The organism is Zhihengliuella flava (genome assembly GCF_015751895.1).
GTDB classification, from domain to species: Bacteria; Actinomycetota; Actinomycetes; order Actinomycetales; family Micrococcaceae; genus Zhihengliuella; species Zhihengliuella flava.
In genome coordinates this window covers 805,935-821,491 of sequence record NZ_JADOTZ010000001.1, presented here as the reverse complement: position 1 = coordinate 821,491, position 15,557 = coordinate 805,935, and the positions used below count along the sequence as shown (strand labels likewise).

Below are 15,557 nucleotides of genomic sequence, written 5' to 3'. Positions count from 1 at the left end.
CGCCCACGGGCACCGATGGCGGCAACCGGTTGTGTGGAGGAACATGTTCAGCTCGCTCGTGGGACGCGTCCAGGGCTTGGTCTCGATGTTGTGGCGGGAGGTCGCCAAGTTCGGCGTAGTCGGGGCCGCCGCCTTCGTGGTGGATACGGGCATCTTCGTGTGGCTCATGGGTGGGCCCATGGCCGGTTCTGAAGTCAAAGCCAAGATCGTTGCTGGCGTGGTGGCGACGCTCTTTTCGTGGGTGGCTAACCGGTACTGGACGTTCCGTCACCGCCGGCAAAATAACGTGGCCCGCGAACTGGTGCTCTTCCTCGTCATGAACGCCATCGGCCTCGGGATCGCCGCGGCGTGCGTGTGGGTCACGAAGTACTTGCTCCACCTCACCGACACCACCAGCCTCTTCATCGCCGGATCCGTGGTGGGTCTCATTCTCGGAACCATTTTCCGCTTTTTCGCCTACCGCTTCTGGGTCTTCACGGCCGAGCTGGACGAGGAGCCCGAATTTGCCCACGATCACGAGATCGTTGGCCATGCCGATGCCTCGGCGGCAACGCAGGGCGCCGTCCAGGTTCCCGGCCGAGCGGAGCCGGACGAGGGGCGAACGAGCTAGCCTAGGCCCCGAGCATCTCGGCGACGCGCTCTTGCTCCAGTAGGCGAGCGCTCGCCTCGACGCCGGCGCCGAGGACGACGAGCGGACGCTGTGCTGCGAAGAGGACCACGGCGGCGTGCACCACGGTGCTGATGCCGTTCCGCACGGCCCCGGTCTGTGCGTCGGTGGCGAACGCCACGGCCCCGGCGTCTTGGGCCAGTCCGAACGTGCCCGTTGGCTCCTGGACGAGCTCGCCGAAGGTCAGCTCGGCGTCCGGCGTCACGAGCGCCGTCGCGCCGGCGTCGACGGGCTCCGGAAACGCCACATCACCGAACGAGCGGACCTCCGACGCATAGTCGAGGGCGCCGGCGGGGAGGTCTGACCCGAACGACAGGGCCAACGAGGGGAGCGCGACGGCGAGAACCTCGTCGCCGGAGGCCCCCTCGGGGGAATCCGTCACGACGACGTCGGCGGGCCCGTCCGGGCGCGTGGTCACCGTGGCTCCCACGTGCCATGCGGCCAGAGCGAGTGCGATGGATTTCCAATGTGGTTCCATGTCCAGACGCACCATCGTGCCGGGGCCGGCGTCGTATTCCTCCTGCAGGAGGTTTGCCGACTTAGCCACCCAGTTGTCGACCACGCGCCCGGAGAGCTCGACGCGCTCGCCGGAGGGCCCGTGCCACGTCAGCAGGGGCGCGGCAGACGCCCGGAGGGGTGCCAATAGTGACTCGATGGGCCGCAATGTTTCGTGATGTGTCGGCACGGCGAACTCCTCTTGATGCTGTGAAAACCCTGACAATCCGGCGAAGTTGCCTCCCCCGTGGTCTAGCGGGGATTTTCTCCGGCGTGGCGCGAAACGACACGCGCGAACGGCCTCTAAAATCCCCGATCCGCTTGACGGGGGAGAGTTACACACGTGTAATTAGTCGCGTAGAACACGCATGAGCTTCCCTCATACGTTCTCACAGCGCTCGGGCCTCGATGGCCATAGCGCACGGACGAGCACAGCCGACCAGTACATTGAAGGGCTCAACAATGGGGACACCAGAACGCATTTACGAGCACAGCACTAGCCAGGCACAGGCTTCTAAGCACTATGGTTCCCGTGGCGTGCCCGGGGACTGGTTCCTCGACCCGGCGGACGACGCCGCGGCGGAGCGATTCCGCGAGGCGTCCGAACAGGTCCTCGAAGAGAGCGCGACCGCGTTCCTCGCTGCGCACGAGGAAGCCGAGGCGGGCAGCGACTCCGCGGAGCCCGAGGCGCTCGTGGCTCCGCTGCGCCAGGCCCCGGCCGAGAGCGGCCAGCAGAAAAACACTGAGCGGGAGCTGTGGCTCGGACTCGTCGGCTATGACGAGGACGAAGGCGAACTGGGCTGGCAGACGGAAGCCCTCTGCGCGCAGACTGACCCCGAGGCCTTTTTTCCGGAGAAGGGCGGCTCGACCCGGGACGCCAAGAAGGTCTGCGGCGCCTGCAATGTCCGTTCCGAATGCCTCGAGTACGCGCTGGCTAACGACGAGCGGTTTGGAATTTGGGGCGGCCTGTCCGAGCGCGAACGCCGCCGGCTGCGGAAGCGAGCGGTCTAATTTACGGACAAGTTGCCGTCACCGCCGTCGTTGCCACGCGTGACGGTGCGGAGTTTCTCCCCCAAACGCTGGGCGCCCTGACCCAGCAGACGCGACGCGTTGACCGGATCATCGGGGTGGACGCGTCCTCGCGGGATGACTCGGCGCCGCTCTTGCGAGGATACCTGCCTGACGACGCCCTGGTGACGCAGACGTCCGCCCACGGGTTCGGGCATTCCGTGGCCGCCGGGCTCGCGGAGGCTCCCGCCCTAGAGGTCGCCGGGAACGAATGGATCTGGCTGATCCACGACGACTCGGCCCCCGCCCCGGACGCCTTGGAGCAGCTCCTGCGCGCCGTGGAGGCGAGCCCGTCCGTGGCGATTGCTGGCTGCAAGCAGCTCGACGCCGACCGGCCGCGTCACCTGCTCGACGTGGGCTTGTCCATGAGCCGAGCGGGCGAACGCTTGACCATGATCGAGGCCGACGAACTCGATCAGGGACAGCACGATCGACGCAGCGACTCCTTTGCCGTGAACTCCGCTGGCCTGCTCATCCGGCGTGACGTGTTCGAGGCGCTCGGCGGTTTCGACGAGGCGCTGCCAGGGGTGGGGGACGACCTCGATCTCTGCTGGCGTGCTCGCCTCGCGGGGCACCGCGTCGTCATCGTTCCTGCCGCCCGCATGTATCACGCGCCGGACGCCGTCAAGCACTTCAGTGGTCCCATGGCCGCGCGCCGGTCCCAGGTCTACCTGCGCTTGAAGCACGCGCCGTTGCTCGCCGTCCCGTTCATCACGCTCTTCGCCGTCCTGGGCGGCCTAGGCCGCTTCATCGCCGGCCTGATTTCTAAGGACCCGGGCCACGGCGCCGGACAACTGATCGCGTCCCTCGCCGCCGTGTTGCGCCCCGTGAGTCTCATCAAGTCGCGTCGGCAGGCCGCCAGTACGCGCAAGCAGCGCCGTGGAGCCGTTCGCGCCCTGATGACGAATCCCCGAGAGGTCCGCGAGCACCGTCGGCACCTGACGGCCCGCGTGGAGGACGAACCGGTGGGGGTTGGCTCGCATAGCCTCGCCCAGACCGAAGCCTCCAATCCCTCCGGTGACGACCGGGACGACTTCGCCGAGCTCGCCACGACGAATCGGCTCAGCTCCGCCGTCGGCGCCATCGTCGCGGTCCTGCTGACGGCCGGGCTGTCCCTGTTGGGCCTGCGCCACCTCATCGGTGCGCAGGCACTCACCGGAGGCGCCTTGTTGCCGATTTCGGATCGGGCTGGCACGCTCTGGGCCAACGCGACCGAATGGTGGCAGGCGACGGGGTCTGGAGTCGCCGGCGCGCCAGACCCGTTCGACCGTCTGCTCTGGCTGCTCGGGCTCACGGCGGCCGGGGCGCCCAACGTGGCCGTCGTCGTCCTCTTCTTCGCGGCCATGCCGCTCGCAGCGTTCTTCGCCTGGCTGACCCTCGGCGCGGTGACTGGCTCGCGCGGGATCCGATTGCTGGGTGCTGTGTTGTACGGTCTGGCACCCAGCCTGCAGGTCGCTCTCGGCCAGGGGCGCCTGAGCGCCGTCGTGGTGCACCTGCTGCTTCCGCTCGCCGCGCTCGGCATCATCCGCAGCATTGGTGGGGCCCCGCGGCGCGGTCAGGCCACGCTGAACCACGACGACGCCGCCGCGACCGCCCGCCCGGGCGTCGCTGGCACCCCGTCGTGGACGGCGGCCGCGGGAGCCGCGCTCGCCCTCGCCGGCCTGGTGTCCGCCGCGCCAGCCCTCCTGTGGCCAGCAGTGGCCGTGATCATCATCGTGGCGCTGGCGGCCGGTCGCCGCGCCAAAGCCCTGTGGTGGGTGCCCCTTCCGGCGATCGGCGTGGTGGCCCCGCTGGCTGTCACCGCCACCGAAGACCTGCGCGTCCTCTTCGCCGATCCGTCCGTGCCTCGCGCGTTCGACGCGGCGCCGTTGTGGCAGCAGGCGCTCGGCTTTCCCGTCACCCTAGACACGGCCAACGGTTTACCCTGGCTCACCGACGTGGCTCCCGGGGTACCGTGGCTCGCTATCGCCGCAGTGCTTGTGGCGCTCCCGGTGCTGCTCTGCGCGGTCTTCGGATCCGTTGCCGCGGACCGCGCCGGGTGGACCGCGCGTGGGGCGCTCGCCGCCGCCGTCGTCCTCCTCGCGGCCTCGGCTGGCGCGCAACTGGTGGCCACGGGCGTCGATGGCGCGCAGACGGTGACTCCGTTCACGGGGACGTTCACATCAGCCGTCGTGCTCGCATTGCTCGTCGCCGCGGCCGCTGGCGCCGGGAACCTTCGCTTTACCTCCGGGCAAATCGAGTCGCTGGGGTCGGCCAGCCGCGCGCGCCGTCTGGGCGTGTCAGCCGTGGCCGTGCTGGCCGGCATCGCCGTCGTGGTGGCGGGCGCTGGTTGGCTGGTGGCGAGCGGGCCCTATGGGGCTGAATCGCAGGTGCAAGCGACGATCGCCCGCAGCCTGCCGGCCACGGCAGCTGACCGTGGCGTGAGCCCGCACGAGACCCGCACGCTGGTCATGACGCGGCGTGACGGCGGTTCCGTCGAAGCGTCGCTGGTCAGCGGCAGCGGCTCCACGCTGGACTCTGTCTCTGCCGTGGCTGAGGCCGGTGCGCTGTACGGGCCACTGTTCGCTGCCGAACGACGTCAGGACGACGACGCAACGACGGCGCTACGCGCAACGGTCGCCTCGATCGTTTCCGGCCAGGCCCTCGACCCGCGGCGGGATCTCGCGATCCTCGGCGTCGACTTTGTGGTGCTGACCAACACGGACTCCTCCGGGGACTACACGGCCAGCCTCATCGACGTCGTTCCCTCTCTCGCCGAAATCGGCCGGACCGATGCCGGATGGCTGTGGCGCGTGGAGCCGGCGGGAGCCGAGGAGGAGAGCGGCAACTTCACCTCGCGCGTGCGCGTCGTTGATGCCCAGGTCAATCAGGAATACTTGCTCGACTCGAACCGGGCCCGCGTCACGGAGCAGGACGTGCCCGCTGGTGACGACGGGCGACGCCTGGTCCTCGCCGAGCGCGCCGATGCCGGATGGCAGGCGAGCTTCAACGGCCGCCCGCTGCGGGCCACCACCTTGGAGTGGGCGCAAGCGTTCGAGCTGCCGGCCGAGGCTGGAACGGTGACGGTGAGCTACCACAATCCTTGGGCTCTGCCGATCGGCATCGTCCAGGCGGTGCTGGCCGTGATCGTGATCCTGCTCGTGCTGCCGATCCGTGCGCGCCGCCGGAATCAATTGAGCGAACCACGGTGGCGCGCCACAGATCACGCGCACAGCACGGATGGTCCGGAACCGATGGCCCCTGACACGACGACGCGGCATGGCCAGGAGGAGTCAACATGAGCAAATCCGACGCCGAGCGCAGTAGCGCCGACACGCGGAGGGCCCGGCGCCTGATGCGCCAGCGCGTCCGGCGCACCGTTGCCGCCGGGACCGGCGCGGCTCTGGTGCTGGTCGCCGGTGGGGGAGTTGTGGCTCAGGGCCTGTGGGGAACCGGTTCAGCCGCCCAGAACATTGGCTTAACGGCGTCGACCGTCCCGGCGGGCGATGCGGTGTTTGCCTGCGCCCCGATGCCGCGCCTTGTTGAGGGCACGACGGCCGAAGGGACCGACCCGGAGTTTGCTCCCGACGCCGAATCGGCCGAGTCCACCGTGAGCGGTACCGTGATCTCCGATCCGGCCCAGCGGATCCCCGGCACGGCGATCGAATCCCTCGACGGGGAGTCGTTGGAGGACCTAGCGGAACGGTTGCCGGACGACGAGGCGGATCAGCAATTGGGGGCCAGCGAGGACGGCTACAGCGGGCAGACGGCCGAGTCGGCCAGCGAGGTCTCCTCCTCGGGCTGGGCGCTACTGCGGGCCCAGCCGTTGGGCGGCCTCAAGTCCACCGCTGGCCTCACGCGCCATTACGAGGCCACGGACGGAGACCTCGCCGGGCAAGCCACGGCGGCGTGCCTGCCGCCGTCGAACGATCAATGGATCACCGGAGCCTCCACCGAGGTGGGCCGCACCGCGGTGCTCATGTTGTCGAACCCCTCCGATTCCGCGGCCACGGTGGACCTCGACGTGCTCGGTTCGACGGGTCGCGCAGAAGCCGCGAATCTGCGCGGCATCGTGGTGGGCCCGGGCCAAACCAAGGACATCGTCTTGGCCGGCTTCATTGCCGACGATCCCGCCGTGAGTGTTCGCGTCCGATCCCAGGGCGCCCCCTTGGCCGCCGTCGTGCAGCAGTCCGTGCTGCGGGGATTGACCCCCGGCGGCGTGGACTACCTCACCCCGGGCGCACCCGCCGCCCGGAGCCAGCTGGTGCCGGGCCTCTTCGTGCAACAGGATTCACTCGAGCTCTCCACGGCGGGAGACTTTTCCGATGCCACCAGTCAGCTGCAGGTTGCGAATCCCAGTTCCCAGGAGGCTCAAGTCAGCCTGCGGATATTCGGCGAAGACGGGGAAGTGGACGTTCCGGGCGGCGCCGAACGGACGGTCCCCGCAGACTCGGTGGCGCAGTTCTCCCTCGAAGAGTTAGAGAACGGCAATTACACCGTTGCCCTGCAATCGAGCGAGTCCGTCATTGCGGGGGCCCGGTCGGTGCGCGGAACCTCTGATGCCAACGTCGATTTTGGGTGGATGCCCGCCACATCGCGACTCGGACATCAACATCTCGTCGCGATGCCCGGACGCGACGATGCCGACCTTATGCTCGGGTCTGCCGGGGGGACTTCTAGCGTCGATCTGCGGCCAGTTTCCGCGGACGGGACGATCGGGGACGCTGAGACGATCGAGCTCACCGGCGCTGCGACCGAGATGGTGGACCTTGAATCGGTCTCCTCCTCGGCCGTGGCTTTCCTTCTCGATGCTTCCGGCGAGGCTGTCTACGGCGGATTGCGCGTGCTGGGTGAGGACGAGCGCACGGTGTCCATGACCCCGCTGCCCCCGGCGAGCGAGGGGCGGCGCAGCATCGAGGTCGACGTGCGACGCTGAGGTTACGGGCCGCCGCGCAGCCCGCTGCGCCCGTACGTCGAGTCCACCTGTTCCGGTGGCAAGTTCATGAGCTCCGCGACCAGTTCCACCACGACGTCGTGCACCAATTCCGGCAGTACCACGGGGGAGGGGCACAGCTGCTCCACGGGCCGGCGATAGACGATGACCCGCTTCAACTCGCGGGTGGGCCCGGAACCGGTGGACGCCTGCGCGCGGAGGCTCTGTCCCAGGGGAGGCGCTTCACCACGAGCCGCGGCACGGTCCAGCGCGTCGCGATCAGGGACGAACCCGATCCGAAAATCGATGCCCGCCACCTCGGTTCCGTGGAGTTGTTCCAAGCGCATCCCGGACTCGGCCACGAGATCCTCGAAGCGCTCCCCGCGCGTCCGTGCGCCTGGGAGCATGGGCAACATCAGTGGCGTGCGCAAACCGCGGCCATGGCGGTTGCGCCGGCGGTCACGGAACCCGCGCGCGCCGTCCGGAGCGCTGTCGGCTCCCGCATTGAAGGACAAGCTTCCCATGGACCTCAGCGTAGTGCGGGCCGTGCCGATGCGCCCAGTCGCGATGGACAGCCGGTAGGGTAGGTCGACGTGGGATCAATTCGTCTGTGTTCGCGCTCAGGCTGCCGCGAATCCGCGGTGGCGACGCTGACGTACGTCTACGCGGACTCCACCGCGGTCCTGGGACCGCTGGCCACCTATGCCGAACCGCACTGTTACGACCTCTGCTCCGCCCACGCCTCCCGCCTGACGGTCCCGCGCGGCTGGGACGTGCTGCGCCTCGACCTGCCGGCAGCGCCCAGGTTGGCCTCTGACGAGCTCTCGGCGCTCGCCGATGCGGTGCGCGAGCACCGAGATCACGGTGATGCCACGCCGAAGATGGACGACGACGCCGGCCACCGGGAGGCGGGAGCTGACGGGTCCCCGGCGTCGAGCGAGGACACCTCCCGGCGCAGCCTCACCCCGCCGGACGGTGCGGACGGAATCCCCAAGCCCGGCGACAAGCCCGCGCTGCGCATTCTGCGGAACCCCCACCTGTCGTAACCCGCGCTGCGGCTCGCTCCACTGCCCAGATGCCCAGCCGGTCCACCCACCACGCGAAAGAGGCCTCCATGACCGCCGATTACAAGATCGCCGACCTGTCACTGCACGCGGCTGGTCGCCATCAGATCCGCCTAGCCGAACACGAGATGCCGGGCCTCATGGCCCTGCGTGAGGAGTACGGAGACCAGCAGCCGCTGGCCGGGGCGCGCATCGCGGGCTCCCTGCACATGACCGTCCAGACGGCCGTGCTGATCGAGACCCTCGTGGCCCTCGGCGCGCAGGTCCGCTGGGCCAGTTGCAATATCTTCTCCACCCAAGATGAGGCCGCGGCCGCCGTCGTGGTCGGCCCGAACGGCACGCCGGAGGATCCGCAGGGCGTGCCCGTCTTCGCGTGGAAGAACGAGACACTCGAAGAGTACTGGTGGACTGCCGAGCAGATCTTGACGTGGCCGGGTGCCGCCGAGAACCCGGAGCTCGGCCCGAACTTGATCTTGGACGACGGCGGCGACGCCACCATGCTGGTGCACCAGGGCGTGGAGTTTGAGGCCGCCGGCGCCGTGCCGGAGGCAACGGATCAGGACCCGCACGAGTACACGATCGTGCTGTCCCGCCTGCGCGAGTCCTTGGCACGCGATCCGCAAAAGTTCACGCGTCTCGCCCCGCAAATTAAGGGCGTCACCGAGGAAACGACGACGGGCGTGCACCGCCTCTACCAGTTGGCCGCGGCGAACAAGCTCCTCTTCCCGGCGATCAACGTCAACGATTCGGTGACCAAGTCGAAGTTCGACAACAAGTACGGGATCCGTCACTCGCTGCCGGACGGCATCATGCGCGCGACGGACGTCCTCATCGGCGGCAAGGTCGCTGTGGTCTGCGGCTACGGCGACGTCGGCAAGGGCGCCGCGGAGGCGCTGCGCGGCCAGGGAGCCCGCGTCGTCGTCACCGAGGTGGACCCGATCTGCGCCCTGCAGGCGGCCATGGACGGCTACCAAGTGGCCCGGCTCGATTCGGTCATTTCCGAGGGCGATCTCTTCATCACCACGACGGGCGGCAAGGACATCATCATGGCCGCCGACATGCTGAAGATGAAGGACAAAGCCATCGTGGGCAACGTGGGCCACTTCGATAACGAGATCGACATGGCCGGTCTCGCCGCCGTGCCGGGCGTGCGTAAGGTCGAGATCAAGCCCCAGGTGCACGAGTGGGTCTTCGACGCCGACACGGCGACTGAGCGTTCGATCATCGTGTTGTCCGAGGGCCGCCTGCTGAACCTCGGCAACGCGACCGGCCACCCGAGCTTCGTCATGTCCAACTCCTTCGCCAATCAGACCATCGGCCAAATCGAGTTGTTCACCAAGGACGGCACCGGCGAGTACGAGCGCGACGTGTACGTGCTGCCGAAACTGCTGGACGAGAAGGTGGCACGCCTGCATTTGCCGGCGCTCGGCGTCGAACTGACGGAGCTCACGCCCGGCCAGGCGGACTACCTTGGCGTGGACGCGGCAGGCCCGTACAAGCCCGATCACTACCGCTACTAAAGGCCTGAGGGAGGAACCGGATGAGCCAGAAGCAGCACGGTGAGGCAACGGAGCCGATGGAGCGCCCACAGGCCGCCGCCGAACAGCCTGCCACCGAAGACGGCACGACGCCGCAGACCGCGGCGCTGCCGGTGACCAGCCGCCGTCGTGGCCGTCGCGCCGCGGGCACGGACGAGACCGTCGGTGCTCACGGCGGCGAGCCGGGAACGCAGGATCCACTGGTCGACGCGGTCAAAAGCCCGAGTAAGGGCGCCAGCTCCGCGGGCAGCGTGCTGCGTTCGGCGGAGGCGGCTGCGCAGAGGTCTGGTCCGGCGCCGGTGACCGCCGGCGCCGAGTCGAGCGTTGACGATCGCCGGGGCCGCGCCCGCGATGCGGCGCTGAGCGCCAAGCCGTTGGCCCCCCGCATCGTGCAAGTGCTGCTGGCAGTGATCTACCCCTTCATTTTGGTGATTGGCGCGCTGAAGACGATCGCGAGCCCGTGGTTCCTGTGGCTCGAGTACCACCGTCCAGGGTTTCCTGCCGACGAATTCGGGTGGGGGACAGAGCAGCGGATGACGTTCGGCTCCTACGGGGTGGACTATCTCAGCAACGCGGCCGGGCCGGAGTACTTAGGGAACCTGCTCGGTCTTGACGGCCAGCCGCTGTTCTCCGGCGCCGAGGTGGCGCATATGGCGGATGTGAAGGCGGTGCTGGCCACGAGCTTCGCTGCCGGGTTCGCCTTGGTCGTCGTCGGGATCTTTCTCGTCTGGTACCTCGCGGTGCGCTCGCCCGGCGGGATCCGGCGGGGCCTGTTCGCTGGCGCCGTCGCCACCCTGGCCGTCGCCGTGGTGCTTGGCGCCTTGGCCGCGCTGAATTGGTCAGCGTTCTTTACCACGGTGCACGCGGTGTTCTTCGCTGAGGGGACGTGGACCTTCAACTATTCGGACGCGCTGATCCGCCTCTATCCGGCACAGTTTTGGATCGACGCTGGGCTGGGCGTCGGTATCCTCGTGCTCCTGTCCGTCGCGGTGACGCTTCTCGCCACGTGGCCGACCCGGTCCCGTCGCGAGGCCTCTCGAGCTCGGCTGGCCGGGCGCCGGGCAGCCGCCTAAGCCGCGCACTGAGGCGCCAGTGGCGGGTCACCACGGTGGGTGACCCGCCACTGGCCTGTGGTGAGTGGAGCTAGTGAGCGTAGAGCTCCTCGATGTCCTCAGCGCAGGTCTCGACGACGGCGGCTCGCTTCAGCTTCATCGACGGGGTGAGGTGCCCGGAGTCCTCCGTGAATTGCTGGGACACGATGGTGAACTTTTTGATGCCTTCAGCGTGGGAGACGGTCATGTTGGCCTCGTCGATCGCCGCCTGAAGCTGCGCATACACGTCGGGGTGTCCTGCGGCTTCTTCCGCGGTGAGGCCCTCGAGGCCGTGCGCGGCCGCCCATGGCCCGAGGGCCTCCAGATCGAGGCTGACGAGCGCGCCGATGAAGGGGCGCTGCTCTCCGACGAGAACGACTTGGTCCACCAGTCGGTGGGCACGAATCAGTTCCTCCAGCGGGCCGGGAGAGACGTTCTTGCCTCCGGCGGTGACGATGAGGTCCTTCTTGCGCCCCGTGATGGTGAGGAAGCCATCTTCGTCGAGTTCACCGAGGTCCCCGGTGGCGAAGAACCCGTCCTCGGTGAACGCCTCCGCGGTGGCCTCAGCGTTGTTGTGGTAGCCGCCGAAGACGCCGACGCCCCGCAGCTGGACCTCGGAGTCGTCGCTGATGCGCACGGTGGTTCCGGGGATGGGGAAACCGACCGAACCGACGCGAACATAGTTGGGTTGGTTCACCGTCGCGGGCGCCGTGGATTCCGTCAGCCCGTACCCCTCCAACAACTGCACTCCCGCGCCGCGGAAGAAGTGCGCCAGATCGTCATTGAGTTCGCTGGCCCCGGAGATCGCGTACCGCACGTGCCCGCCGAGGACGCTGCGCAGCTTGGGGTAGAGCACTTTGTCGAAGAAGGCGTGCTGCAGGCGGGTCACCGCGGGCAGGCGTGACTCGTGCCCGCGGGCCAGGGCATCGCGGTGCCGCGAGACGGCCGTGGCCACCTGCTCGGCCGCGGCAAAGAGCTTCCCCTTGCCGGCCGATTCCGCGGTGGCCAGCGCGCCGGCTCGAATCTTCTCAAAAATGCGCGGGACAGCCAGCAGGAACGTTGGCTGGAAGGACCCAAGATCCTCCATCAGGTGGGACACGTCTGGCCCGTGGGCCACCGTGGTTCCCGAATGCACGCAGCACTGCTGGACGGCACGGGCGAGCACGTGCGCGAGCGGCAGGAACATCAACGTGCGGGATCCCTCATGCACGACCTCGCGCATGTGGGGGACCAAGTTGACGGCGACACCGGCGAAGTTGCCGTGCGTCATCGTGCACGCTTTGGCGCGCCCCGTCGTCCCGGAGGTGTACACGAGGGTCGCCGTGGCACCGTAGCCGGCAGAGGTCCGCGCCGCCTCGAGCTCGGCGTCGGTCACGCTGGTGCGGGAGCTACCGGCGAGCAGGAGGGCCAGGTCGGAACCCGCGGTGATGCCGGCGGGTACCGACCCACCGGTGACGTGTGAACCGCGGCCACCGGCCACACTGTGCTGGGCGTCGAAGCAGTAGATCGCCACGTCGTCCCCGAGCTGTGCGACGGCGTCTTCGATGACGGCCGCGCGCTCGGCGGACTCGGCAAAGACGTGCCGGGCGCCGGAGTCTTGGAGGATCCACTCGATCTGATACGCCGAACTGGTCTCGTAGATGGGGACGGACACGGCGCCCGCAAACCACACGGCCTCTTCCACGAGTGCCCACTCGAAGCGCGTGCGGGACATGATCGCCACGGTGGAGCCTCGCTCGACGCCGGCGTCGATCAGTGCCTTGGCCAGCCGGCGCACCAGCGCCACATACTCGGCGGTGCTGACGTGAACCCAGTGGCCGGATGGCGCTTTGACCGCGTACACCGGGTACGCCGATTCGGGGTTCGTGTTCTCGCGGTTGAGGCGATCGATCAACAGCTGGGTGGTGTTGTAGGACGGCGGGAGCTCGACGAGTAGGTCAGTGCGGGCTTCGTGCACAATCATCTCCTGTGGCGGCGACATTCGGCCCCAGTCTACTGAGAAATGCTTATCCCCACGTGGGCAGCCACACGCGCAGATTCCATGCGTCGTAGCTGATGATTTGCCCGGTCCAGATGGGCCAGAAGAACGCGGACACAGCGATGGCGAGGGCCATAAACACACCCACGACGGCGGCGCCCGCCCGGCGGCGTTCGCTGACGGCGGCGGTGCCTGGCTGCGGCACGTCGTCGTCCCGGGCCCGAGCCGGTGGACGCGGACCGAGGATCCAGCCGAGGACAAAGGTTAGCGCCAGCATCATGAACGGGTGGAAGGCGATGGTGTAGAAGAAGAACATGGTGCGCTCGGGGTAGAACCACCAGGGCACGAATCCGGCGGCAACACCGGCCAGGATGGCCCCGGCACGCCAATCGCGCGCCCCGGCCCAGAAGAAGAGCACCACGAATAAGGCGAGCGCGGCCGACCACCAGATGAGGGGGTTGGGTAGGTCCGTCACCACCTGGCTACAGGTCTCGAACGTGCAGCCGTCGGCGGCGGTCGGGGTCTCGTAGTGGTAGAGGACCGGGCGGCCAGCGAACAGCCACGTTTCCGGGCCGGATTCCCACGAGTGATCCGACCCGAGGCCACGGTGGAAGTCGTAGGCGCTGCGGTGATACTCGGCGAGGGAGCGCAGTGCCTCCGGAACCAGCGGCCACGCGCGGTCCGGGTGCTCGGCCGCCCACGTGCGGTGATACCCGCCGGCGGTCACCAGCCACCCGGTCCACGTGGCGAGGTAGGTGATGGCGGCGGCGGGGATGATCGTGAAAAACGCCGGGACGCCGTCCTTGAAGAGTCCGGCGATGCCCCAGTACCGGATCCCCGCGGCCCGGCGCGCGCCGACGTCCCAGAGCACCGTCATGAGGCCAAAGACCGCGACGAAGGCCAGCGCCGACCACTTCACGCCCACCGCACCACCGAGCATGACGCCGGCCGCGAGGCGCCACGGGCGCCAGAGGACCCACGGCCCGTACAACAGGGCATCGGCCCTCTGGTGGCGGCGGTCTGCGAGGGCCCGGGCGAGGCGGTCGCGGCCGTCGTCGCGATCGATCAGCAGCGCGTAGAACGCGGCCAGGACGAACAACATGACGAAGATATCCAGCAGCGCCGTGCGGGACATGACGATGTGGTGCCCGTCGATGGCCGTCAGCAATGCGGCGATGGAGGCTAGCGTGAGCGAGCGGAACAGGCGGCGCGCCACCAAGAAGACGAGCAACACGGAGACCGTGCCAGCCAAGGCGGGAACCACGCGCCAACCGAGGCCATCGCTGGCACCGAAGGCGAGCATGCCGAGCCCAATGAGCCATTTGCCGAGCGGTGGGTGCACCACGTAGGCGCTCTCGGTCAGTGGAGCCGGGCGACCCGCGAGGAACGCCTCGTCCGCGCCCTCGGCCGGCCACTGCCGCTCGTAGCCCGACTCGAGCAGCGTGTAGGCGTCCTTGACGTAATAGGTCTCGTCGAAAATGAGATCGTGCGGCGTGTTCAGGCCCGTCAGGCGCAGCCAGGCCGCGAGCGCGGTGATGAGGGCCGGCGCCAACCAGAACGCGTTGGCGATGACGAAGTTCCACACCCTCGCCGCCGGGGCCGGCAGAAAGCGCGGTGCCGGTTCGGTGGCGCGAGGAGAGTCCTCGCCGAGTAAACGAGTGCGTAGCCCTGTCACGCTGCGCGCTCGTTCGGGCGGGACGATCCAGTGGCTCACCCACGCCACTCTAATGGGCGCGATGCGGCTGCGTGTGCATATTGCGGCGGCGGTAGGGTGGACGGGTGAACACCACAGTGAACGACGGCGGCGCAACGGGCCCTGCGGACGGGGCCTCCTCACGACCAACCGGACAGGGCCGGATCGTGTTGGCCGCCACGCCGATCGGGAACTTGGCGGATGCCTCGCCGCGGCTGATCGAGCTGTTGCGTAGCGCGGACCTCGTGGCTGCTGAGGACACGCGCCGCACGCTCCACCTCGCGAACGCGCTCGGCCTGCGCATCCCGGGGCGTCTCATCAGTTACCACGAGCACAACGAGTCGTCCCGCATCGCCGAATTGTTGGAGGCCGTGGCCGCGGGTTCCACGTTGCTGGTGGTCTCCGACGCCGGGATGCCGGCGGTGTCCGACCCGGGGTTCCGGCTCGTGGAGGCCGCCGTCGAGGCCGGTCTTGAGGTGACCGCGGTGCCGGGGCCCTCCGCCGTGTTGACGGCCCTGGCCTTGTCTGGGCTGCCGACCGATCGTTTTACGTTTGAAGGATTCCTGCCGCGCAAGCCCGGGGAGCGGGCCGCGCTGCTCGCTGACCTCGCCGGGGAGCAGCGCACCATGGTGTTTTTCGAGGCCCCGCACCGGGTCACGCCGATGCTCACAGCGCTCGCCGAAGCGTTCGGCGGCTCGCGCCGGGCAGCGGTAGCGCGCGAGCTCACTAAGCTGCATGAGGAGGTCGCCCGCGGCACGCTGGATGAGCTGATCGCGTGGGCCGAGCCCGGCGTGCGCGGTGAGTTGGCCGTCGTCGTCGGCGGTGCTGTGGCGTCTGAGGAGGCCGACGACGTCGATCACGTGGCGGCGGTTCAGGCCATGATGGAAACGGGCGTGCGGCTCAAGGACGCCGTCGCCGCCGTCGCCGAGCGGGACCGCATTCCGAAGCGTCAGCTGTATGCCGACGTCGTGGCAGCCCGCTCGCGCCCCGCATCGTAGCGTCGGGCTCACCGCTCCGTGAGCGGGATATGACGGGGATCGAACTTCGATTT

12 protein-coding genes are annotated in these 15,557 nt (G+C 68.6%); 8 read left to right on the top strand and 4 right to left on the bottom strand.

The features are described from left to right. Positions 1-43 precede the first annotated feature (43 nt). Complete coding sequence (locus IW252_RS03805) at positions 44-610, top strand: GtrA family protein (RefSeq protein ID WP_196835349.1); 567 nt, start codon at positions 44-46, stop codon at positions 608-610. A 1-nt stretch (position 611) separates the two neighbouring features. Here the strand turns inward: IW252_RS03805 and IW252_RS03800 are convergent, their stop codons facing one another. Further along, positions 612-1,352, bottom strand: a complete 741-nt coding sequence (locus tag IW252_RS03800) for a TIGR03089 family protein (protein ID WP_331271429.1) — start codon at positions 1,350-1,352, stop codon at positions 612-614. 272 nt (positions 1,353-1,624) lie between these two features. On the opposite strand from IW252_RS03800, the gene IW252_RS13445 reads away from it, so the two are divergent. From IW252_RS13445 to IW252_RS03785, 3 genes are read left to right on the top strand one after another with little or no spacing between them, the layout of a single operon-like run. Beyond that, entirely contained in the window at positions 1,625-2,173 is a 549-nt protein-coding gene (locus IW252_RS13445) for a WhiB family transcriptional regulator (RefSeq protein WP_231365892.1), read from the top strand. Further along, positions 2,173-5,511, top strand: coding sequence for a glycosyltransferase (locus IW252_RS03790; RefSeq protein WP_408065778.1), 3,339 nt, complete (start codon positions 2,173-2,175; stop codon positions 5,509-5,511). Before IW252_RS13445 ends, IW252_RS03790 begins: the two co-directional genes overlap by 1 nt. Further along, positions 5,508-7,145, top strand: coding sequence for a DUF5719 family protein (locus IW252_RS03785; RefSeq protein ID WP_196835347.1), 1,638 nt, complete (start codon positions 5,508-5,510; stop codon positions 7,143-7,145). The genes IW252_RS03790 and IW252_RS03785 overlap by 4 nt, the downstream gene beginning before the upstream one ends. Before the next feature lie 2 nt (positions 7,146-7,147). On the opposite strand, the gene IW252_RS03780 is transcribed toward IW252_RS03785, so the two are convergent. Beyond that, a complete protein-coding gene (locus tag IW252_RS03780) occupies positions 7,148-7,666 on the bottom strand; it encodes a metallopeptidase family protein (RefSeq protein ID WP_231365891.1) in 519 nt (172 codons plus the stop codon). Positions 7,667-7,783: 117 nt separating this feature from the next. Between IW252_RS03780 and IW252_RS03775 the strand changes: the two genes are divergently transcribed. The 3 genes from IW252_RS03775 to IW252_RS03765 all read left to right on the top strand — a co-directional run bounded on the left by IW252_RS03775 (position 7,784) and on the right by IW252_RS03765 (position 10,817). After that, a complete protein-coding gene (locus tag IW252_RS03775; protein WP_456243196.1) occupies positions 7,784-8,188 on the top strand; it encodes a DUF3499 domain-containing protein in 405 nt (134 codons plus the stop codon). Between the two features lie 68 nt (positions 8,189-8,256). Continuing rightward, positions 8,257-9,726, top strand: coding sequence for an adenosylhomocysteinase (gene ahcY / locus IW252_RS03770; protein ID WP_231365890.1), 1,470 nt, complete (start codon positions 8,257-8,259; stop codon positions 9,724-9,726). 20 nt (positions 9,727-9,746) lie between these two features. Further along, a complete protein-coding gene (locus tag IW252_RS03765) occupies positions 9,747-10,817 on the top strand; it encodes a TIGR01906 family membrane protein (RefSeq protein ID WP_196835344.1) in 1,071 nt (356 codons plus the stop codon). Between the two features lie 70 nt (positions 10,818-10,887). On the opposite strand, the gene IW252_RS03760 is transcribed toward IW252_RS03765, so the two are convergent. Continuing rightward, positions 10,888-12,816: an AMP-dependent synthetase/ligase gene (locus IW252_RS03760; protein ID WP_231365889.1), complete on the bottom strand. Its 1,929-nt coding sequence runs from the start codon at positions 12,814-12,816 to the stop codon at positions 10,888-10,890. 25 nt (positions 12,817-12,841) lie between these two features. After that, entirely contained in the window at positions 12,842-14,527 is a 1,686-nt protein-coding gene (locus tag IW252_RS03755) for a dolichyl-phosphate-mannose--protein mannosyltransferase (protein ID WP_331271428.1), read from the bottom strand. A gap of 77 nt (positions 14,528-14,604) precedes the next feature. Between IW252_RS03755 and rsmI the strand changes: the two genes are divergently transcribed. Continuing rightward, positions 14,605-15,504, top strand: a complete 900-nt coding sequence (gene rsmI / locus IW252_RS03750; protein ID WP_196837078.1) for a 16S rRNA (cytidine(1402)-2'-O)-methyltransferase — start codon at positions 14,605-14,607, stop codon at positions 15,502-15,504. Positions 15,505-15,557 lie beyond the last annotated feature (53 nt).

Bases quoted from the DNA above. Each gene is read 5' to 3' on its own strand.
- IW252_RS03805 (WP_196835349.1), top strand. From the start codon at position 44: ATGTTCAGCTCGCTCGTGGGACGCGTCCAGGGCTTGGTCTCGATGTTG.
- IW252_RS13445 (WP_231365892.1), top strand. From the start codon at position 1,625: ATGGGGACACCAGAACGCATTTACGAGCACAGCACTAGCCAGGCACAG.
- IW252_RS03785 (WP_196835347.1), top strand. From the start codon at position 5,508: ATGAGCAAATCCGACGCCGAGCGCAGTAGCGCCGACACGCGGAGGGCC.
- IW252_RS03780 (WP_231365891.1), bottom strand. From the start codon at position 7,666: ATGGGAAGCTTGTCCTTCAATGCGGGAGCCGACAGCGCTCCGGACGGC.
- ahcY (WP_231365890.1), top strand. From the start codon at position 8,257: ATGACCGCCGATTACAAGATCGCCGACCTGTCACTGCACGCGGCTGGT.
- IW252_RS03765 (WP_196835344.1), top strand. From the start codon at position 9,747: ATGAGCCAGAAGCAGCACGGTGAGGCAACGGAGCCGATGGAGCGCCCA.
- IW252_RS03760 (WP_231365889.1), bottom strand. From the start codon at position 12,816: ATGTCGCCGCCACAGGAGATGATTGTGCACGAAGCCCGCACTGACCTA.